Here is a 7,280-nt window from a genome sequence, read left to right on the forward strand (position 1 = left end):
TACAGAGCAGAAAATCCTTTGTAGAATAATGAGTTGTTTTTCTTGACTTTTAATATAGTACGCTTTGGCAACTCCAAAACAGAGGTGTTTACTGTTTTGGGTAAATTCAAATGGGGAGATATCTCAAGCAGCGGCGTCATGACAAAATCACGATAAACCATTTCAGGGTGAGGAATAGTTAAACGTGAAGATGATATAGTCATTCTGCCGTAAAGCAAGATATCAATATCAAGCGTTCTTGCGCCCCATTTTTTTTTGCGGACGCGCTGATGCTTATTTTCTATTCGCTGACAATAATCCAGTAAACAATGGGGAGGAAGGCGTGTGCGGAGGCTTAAAACAAGGTTGCAGTAGTGGGGTTGAACGCCTGCTCCCAAAGGCAAGCTTAGGTATATGCTCGAAATTTTAAGAATACTTGATGCCGGTAATTGTTTCAACTTGGCGATTGCCTGCCGCAATTGCCTTTCAGGTGAACGCAAATTACTGCCAAGAGCCAAATAACATGGAATCATGGTGATGATGGTTTTCTTCTTCGGCGTTTTCTGCGCGGTTTATTGACAGAAAGGGCGGCAACCATTTCTTGCTGGGTATTATTGTCGGCCTCTTGAAAAGCAGTCCACCATTCTGCCAATTCCATTGATTCATCGCCTGCCAAGGCGCGCAAGGCCAGGAAATCATAGGCAGCGCGGAAGCGGGGATGCTGCAAGATAGTAAATGCGCGTTTTCCAGTACGCCTTGGAAAACGATACTGCATTATCCACATTTCACGTATTACTTGGGAATATCGTTTTGGGATGGTGATAATCTGATTTTGCTGGCTGATAACAAGCGACATTGCCTTTTCTAAGGCAGGTAAAGGCTCCATCCCGGACTGCCTCAACTTTTTGGCGCAATCCAGTAATGGAAACCACAGTAAAATTGCGAATAAAAAAGCTGGCGTCACAGGTTTATTGTCGCGCACGCGCGAGTCGGTATTTTCGAGCGCAATACCCAACAGGGCATTAACAGGATAATCTTTTATTACCTGATGGGTATTGGGAAATAGAAGATCAAACAACCCATAATCAACGAGCAACCGGTGGGCTGATTCGGCTTCGCCGCATTGGTAAAACTTGGTCATTTCATCGAACAGGCGGGAACCTGAAACGTGCGTAATCAAATGGCTGTTTAGCCGGAGATATTTTGCGGTATCCGGCGCTGGTTCAAAATGAAGCTTTGCGCAAAACCGAATAGCGCGCAGCATACGTACGGGATCTTCCTGATATCTTTTTTCAGGATTGCCAATAATCCGGATTAAGCGATTTTTAATGTCCTCTACACCGCCAGTGTAATCAATAATAGAGCCGTCTTCTATATTGTAATAGAGGGAATTAATTGTGAAATCGCGCCGCCATGCATCTTCTTCCAGCGTACCATAGACGTTATCGCGGATAAGCATGCCTTGATCATTAACCAGCTGATCGGTATGAAGCGTTGCCTCGTGGCCCCTGAATGTCGCCACTTCAATAATCTCACGGTGGAAAAGTACATGTACCAGTTTAAAGCGGCGTCCAATAATGCGGGCGTTACGAAACAGATTTTTAATCTGATTTGGAGTGGCATTAGTCGCAATATCAAAATCTTTAGGCATCTTGCGCAATAAAAGATCGCGCACGCTGCCGCCAACGAGGTAAGCTTCAAATCCGGCACTTGTCAGGCGGTTTAAAACTTTGAGAGCATTAGCGCTGATATCAGTCCTGGAAATGTGATGCTCGCTGCGAGGTATTATATAATCAGAATGAATAGAAGGGTGACTCGCCTTATTATTTCGGAGCAATTTTTTAATAAACTTGATGATTGTTGCCACCTGCTTTGTTCGCTTTTTCGGCCGCTATTATAGCCAAGCTCAACTAGAAAGTGAATCATTGCGATGCAAACAAAATTAATTCACTCGAGCGACAACGCCATATGGGCTGGTATTAAAAACATAATGAATTGTTAAAAAAATCATTTTTAATATTCCCATGCTTGCTCATCGGTGTTTATCATAGAATGAATAATTGTTAACAATCACTAATATGGAATTACTTGAAATATTCTTAAGTCTCCTGGCGCTCATTATCCTTGAAATTATCCTGGGCGTTGATAATTTAGTCTTTTTATCGATCCTCACCGAGAAATTGCCAAAAGAGCAACGTAAAAAAGCCAGGCAATGGGGGCTGACGTTTGCCTGGATGACCAGATTGCTGCTTCTCGCCTCAGCAGTCTGGATTGTAAAACTTAAAACGCCTTTCATTATCCTAGGTGAGTTTAGCTTTTCCGTCCGTGATTTATTTTTGCTGCTTGGCGGCGGCTTTTTAATTGCCAAGGCAACCCAGGAAATTCATATTGAAGTGGGTAACGTTGAGGAAGAATTGCGGGAATTGGGTGCTGTTTCAACATCATTTCGTTCTGTTGTGATACAAATTGCGATAATGGATATAATTTTTTCTTTAGATAGCGTGTTGACTGCTATTGGACTAACAACCCGTTTTTGGGTGATGGCTTTTGCCATTACCTGCGCGATTTTGGTTATGATTTATGCAAGCGAACCTGTAAGCCATTTCATTGAAAAGCATCCCACAGTCAAAATGCTGGCGCTGAGTTTCCTGATTCTCATTGGTATGGTATTGGTTGCTGACAGTTTTGCTTTTCATGTGCCTCGAGGCTATGTTTATTTTGCCATGGGCTTTTCACTTGGCGTAGAATCACTTAATCTTTTAAAACAAGCGCGGCGCAAGAAAAAAAATAACAGGCAGTAAACATGTTGGTTGTAAAAGCATTTCATATTATATCAATGGTGGCATGGTTTTCAGGCTTATTTTATCTGCCGCGTCTTTATGTATATCATGCCAGCTCAGAAGATGATATAAGCATTGAACGCTTTAAGACCATGGAGAGGCGTCTCTACTACGGGATAACCTGGCCTGCGGGTTTATTCACAACAGCATTGGGGCTTACGCTCTTAACGTTCAATCCTGATTACTATCTTCGAGCAGGTTGGATGCATGCCAAGATTGCCTTAGTGCTTGTCTTATGGTTTTATCATTTATCTTGCGGTCGCTTTAGAAAGCTGTTTGCTCATGATAAGAATTGCAAGAGCGCATTGTTCTTTCGCATCTTTAATGAAATTCCAACACTGCTGTTGATTCTGATTGTTCTTTTGGCTGTAGTCAGGCCTTTTTAACCAATATTATTATTGAGAAAACTTCTGCAAAATAACTGGTATTAGTCGAGTTCAACCATTTCAAAATCTTCTTTACCAGCTCCGCAATCCGGGCAAAACCAGTTTTCCGGAACATCTTCCCATTTTGTACCAGGTGCAATGCCGTCTTCAGGCCAACCTTCCGCTTCATCATAAATGAACCCGCAGATGACGCAGATATATTTTTTGTACTCTTGCATAATCAAATCTCGAAAAAAATTTGTAATTTAGCTACTGTTTAAAGGGATGTAAAGAGTTTGTGTACAGTTTTTTTTCATGTATACAAAATTTCATAAGCTGGATAATTGAATATTTTTGTCTATGCTTGAAAATACCGAAATCAAGGAGAACAAATATGAACAGGGATATATTCGAAGGAAAATGGGAAGAAATTAAAGGGAAGTTAAGGCAAACATGGGGAAAACTAACTGATAACGATCTTCAGGAAATTAAAGGAGATCAGGAAGTGATTTTTGGAAAGCTTCAACAGTACTACGGATATACCAAAGAAGAAATCAAAGAACAAATCGATAAGTTGAATAATCAATAAACCTCCTTTATTCCTCTGGCGAAAGCTGGGGGATGCTTCTCTATTTTAGGTCATTCTTTGTCAAACGTATAAAATGCTTGTAAAATGCGCACATATTGCATGTTTTCAGTGCGGAGCCGCAATGAATCAGTCCCAAGAATTTTATACTCTTGCGCAAACCTTAATTCCTGGAGGCGTCAATTCTCCAGTACGTGCGTTTAACGGCGTAGGAGGCAATCCTCTATTTTTCAAAGCGGGGAAGGGCGCTTATTTAATTGATGTCGATGGCAGGGAATATATAGACTATGTGGGCTCATGGGGTCCTTTAATTCTCGGTCACTGCCATCCTAAAGTCATTTCTGCTGTGATAGATTCATTGCATAATGGCATGAGTTTTGGCGCGCCCACCGAACTTGAAATAAAACTTGCAGCAAAAATCGTGCAGCTTATGCCTGCCATTGAGAAAATACGCATGGTTAATTCTGGCACAGAAGCCACCATGACAGCCATTCGTTTGGCACGGGCATATACAGGCAAAAACAAAATAATCAAGTTTAATGGCTGCTATCATGGTCACAGCGATGGCTTGCTCGTCAAAGCTGGTTCGGGATTGCTGACATTGGGTATTCCTTCAAGCCCCGGCATTCCTGCTACCGTTGCCGAGCACACTTTAACTGCAGATTTTAATGATTTAGCGCAAGTTGCGCAATTAATGGAGCGCCATAAACACGATATGGCCGCTATTATCGTTGAGCCGGTAGCTGGAAATATGGGTTTTGTGCTGCCCAAGCCAGGATTTTTACAAGGGCTTCGAACGCTTTGTGACCATTATCAAGCGCTTTTAATCTTTGATGAGGTGATGACAGGGTTTCGTATTGCCAAAGGCGGCGCACAGGCATATTTCAATGTTGTCCCTGATCTCACAACGCTCGGAAAAGTGATTGGCGGCGGGATGCCTGTTGGCGCCATAGGAGGCAGGGCAGAAATAATGGACTACCTCGCGCCCAAAGGACCGGTTTACCAGGCAGGCACTCTATCTGGCAACCCCCTGGCTATGGCCGCAGGCCTTGCGACACTCACAGAACTGGAAAGCGACAATTTCTATGAAAAACTTGCGCAGACATCAGCAAATTTGATCGAGGCATTATCTGAGGTCGCCAAAGCATTGCACATACCTTTTTATGGCAAATCACTAGGCGGCATGTTTGGTTTTTATTTCAACGAGAAAACGGAAATAACCAGCTTTGCAGACGTTGCTGAGTCTGATGAAAGCCTTTTTAAAGCTTTCTATCACGGCATGTTGCGGCAAGGTATTTATTTTGCGCCATCCATGTTTGAGGCAGGTTTTATTTCTTCTGCTCACCGGCAGGAAGAAATCGGTTTAACGCAAATTGCTGCGGAAGCTGTTTTAAGTAAAATCAAGAATCAGAACTTGGTCTCAAAATGGAACTAAATTTATTTTGAGCACTCGATTTTTGCATATCCATACCGCTAATCTCGCCTGGCGTGATGGGCTGCCGTTCTCTTCCGATTTTGATGATATTTATTTTTCCTTTGATAATGCCCTGCATGAAGTCGAGCACGTCTTTATCAACGGGAATGATTTGCCAGGGCGCTGGCGCGCGCTTCACGGGGAAAGCCGCTTTATCATAGCTGAAACCGGTTTTGGTACCGGCCTTAATTTTTTATTGTGCTGGTCTTTATGGAAAAAATATGCGCCCGCAACGGCTCATTTACATTTTATATCTTCTGAAAAGCATCCCCTGACACTCGAAGATCTCAAAAGATGTCATTTGTTATGGCCTGCATTAAAGGATGAGTGCCTGGCTTTACAGCGCCACTATCCCCTATTGACCCCAGGTTTCCACTATCTTCCTATAGAACATAACGTAAGTTTAATGTTAATGCTTGGCGATGCAGAAACCGCCTTTCAGCAATTGCTCGTTTCTGGCGATGCGCGATTGGAGGAGCGGCTTCGTACTTTCAAGGTTGACGCCTGGTTTCTGGATGGATTTGCGCCAGCTAAAAATCCTGACATGTGGTCAGAAAAGCTCATGCAGGCAATTGGCTTATTATCTGCTGCCGGTACAACATTAGCCACTTTTAGCGCCGCGGGCCATGTAAGAAGAATGCTCGAAGGGGCGGGTTTTTCGGTGGTAAAAAAGAAAGGCTATGGTCGTAAGCGTGAAATGATAACGGCAAGCTGGTCTAAATCTGTTACTTCATGCAAAATGCGCCATACTCCGTGGCACATGAGCAAGCCCCCGACTCTTCATAGAAAACATGCCATTATCATTGGCGCAGGGCTTGCGGGCTGTTGCAACGCGTTTGCTTTATCACGCCGCGGCTGGTCAGTGAGCTTGATTGATAGCCATGGGCGCGCGGGCGCCGGCGCATCCGGTAACCGTCAGGCCGTTTTATATCCCAAATTATCGGCTTTTTGTTCACCGCACACAAATTTCATGCTGCATGCCTTTCTTTATGCGAGTCGATTTTATCAATCTCTTCTGGACCAGCGTTACCTGGGAGAGTTAAAGGGCATATTGCAACTTGCCCATAATCAAAAGGAAGTAAAAAATCAAGCAAGTTTGACAGGCTTTCTCAACCAATATCCCGGCCTTGGCAAACTCGTTGGTGAAGCCGAGGCTGGCATTCTCGCGGGGATAGGTATTCAAGCCGGCGGGCTCTATGTCCCGAATGCAGGATGGATGGATTCTCTCAATGTTTGCCGTTATTTATTAGAGCTGTCTGATATTCAGGAGGTGGTTGCCGCGGATGTTTCAGAAATTCAATATGAAAACGGCTTTTGGCATGCAGGTTCCTCTCAGGCCGAGATACTGATTTTAACAAATGGATTTGGCGCAAATCGCTTCAAGGAAACAAGTCATCTTCCCTTAAAACCGATTCGAGGGCAGTTGACCGCTCTGTCACAGACACCAGACAGCGCTAAAATAAATATTCCAATCTGCGCCGAGGGACATGTATTGCCCGCAAGGGAAGGTTGCCATTTCACAGGCGCTACCTATCATCTCGGCGTAGCTGATAATGCGATACAAAAAGAAGATGACTTATACAATCTCAACCGGCTAAAAAGAATGCCTGTCAATACCCTGTGGTCAGATCATATTATGGGGAATTGGTGCGGCGTTCGTATGGCCACGCCCGATTATTTGCCACTTGTCGGACCTGTGCCCAAGGAACAAGAATTTGTGAAACAGTTTGCTTCTCTTGCAACCAACGCGAAAGGGTGGATTGCGAGTCCTGGAATCTATTATCCAGGCTTGTATATTTGTACAGGATTTGGTTCAAGAGGGTTAACTTCCATCCCGCTTTGCGCAGAATTTCTGGCAGCCTTGCTCAATAACGAACCCTGTCATTTATCTCGTAATCTGATTCAAGCGCTGTCGCCGGCTCGTTTTTTAATTCGAGATATCATACGCAGCCGCAACGTAAAGAATTAATCGAAGTAGTGCGAAACGGCAAACATCAAGCAAAAGTTATCATGCATGCAAATATCATGTTACAAGC

Annotated in this window: 8 protein-coding genes; 5 read left to right on the forward strand and 3 right to left on the reverse strand. The window is 43.7% G+C overall.

Annotated features, from left to right (window positions below):
* Window positions 1-512 (reverse strand): 2-amino-4-hydroxy-6-hydroxymethyldihydropteridine diphosphokinase (folK, locus tag Llon_RS05930; protein ID WP_157079312.1); only part of this gene is annotated, 512 nt, incomplete at its 3' end.
* The gene (gene pcnB, locus Llon_RS05935; protein ID WP_058529468.1) at window positions 509-1,816 is read right to left on the reverse strand and encodes a polynucleotide adenylyltransferase PcnB; all 1,308 of its coding nucleotides are present in this window, start codon (window positions 1,814-1,816) and stop codon (window positions 509-511) included. The genes folK and pcnB, both read right to left, overlap by 4 nt.
* A gap of 241 nt (window positions 1,817-2,057) precedes the next feature.
* Between pcnB and Llon_RS05940 the strand changes: the two genes are divergently transcribed.
* Window positions 2,058-2,780 (forward strand): TerC family protein, encoded by a 723-nt coding sequence (locus Llon_RS05940; protein WP_058529157.1) that lies wholly within the window; start codon window positions 2,058-2,060, stop codon window positions 2,778-2,780.
* Between the two features lie 2 nt (window positions 2,781-2,782).
* The gene (hemJ, locus tag Llon_RS05945; protein ID WP_058529158.1) at window positions 2,783-3,205 is read left to right on the forward strand and encodes a protoporphyrinogen oxidase HemJ; all 423 of its coding nucleotides are present in this window, start codon (window positions 2,783-2,785) and stop codon (window positions 3,203-3,205) included.
* A gap of 41 nt (window positions 3,206-3,246) precedes the next feature.
* On the opposite strand, the gene Llon_RS05950 is transcribed toward hemJ, so the two are convergent.
* Window positions 3,247-3,423: a rubredoxin gene (locus Llon_RS05950; protein WP_058529159.1), complete on the reverse strand. Its 177-nt coding sequence runs from the start codon at window positions 3,421-3,423 to the stop codon at window positions 3,247-3,249.
* Window positions 3,424-3,578: 155 nt separating this feature from the next.
* Here Llon_RS05950 and Llon_RS05955 point away from each other — a divergent pair, with 155 nt between their 5' ends.
* The 3 genes from Llon_RS05955 to mnmC all read left to right on the forward strand — a co-directional run bounded on the left by Llon_RS05955 (window position 3,579) and on the right by mnmC (window position 7,213).
* Window positions 3,579-3,773: a CsbD family protein gene (locus Llon_RS05955; protein ID WP_058529160.1), complete on the forward strand. Its 195-nt coding sequence runs from the start codon at window positions 3,579-3,581 to the stop codon at window positions 3,771-3,773.
* A gap of 121 nt (window positions 3,774-3,894) precedes the next feature.
* The gene (gene hemL, locus Llon_RS05960) at window positions 3,895-5,205 is read left to right on the forward strand and encodes a glutamate-1-semialdehyde 2,1-aminomutase (protein ID WP_058529161.1); all 1,311 of its coding nucleotides are present in this window, start codon (window positions 3,895-3,897) and stop codon (window positions 5,203-5,205) included.
* 7 nt (window positions 5,206-5,212) lie between these two features.
* Window positions 5,213-7,213, forward strand: coding sequence for a bifunctional tRNA (5-methylaminomethyl-2-thiouridine)(34)-methyltransferase MnmC2/FAD-dependent 5-carboxymethylaminomethyl-2-thiouridine(34) oxidoreductase MnmC1 (gene mnmC, locus Llon_RS05965; protein ID WP_058529162.1), 2,001 nt, complete (start codon window positions 5,213-5,215; stop codon window positions 7,211-7,213).
* Window positions 7,214-7,280: the final 67 nt, after the last annotated feature.

Source organism: Legionella londiniensis, assembly GCF_001467825.1.
GTDB lineage: Bacteria > Pseudomonadota > Gammaproteobacteria > Legionellales > Legionellaceae > Legionella_A > Legionella_A londiniensis.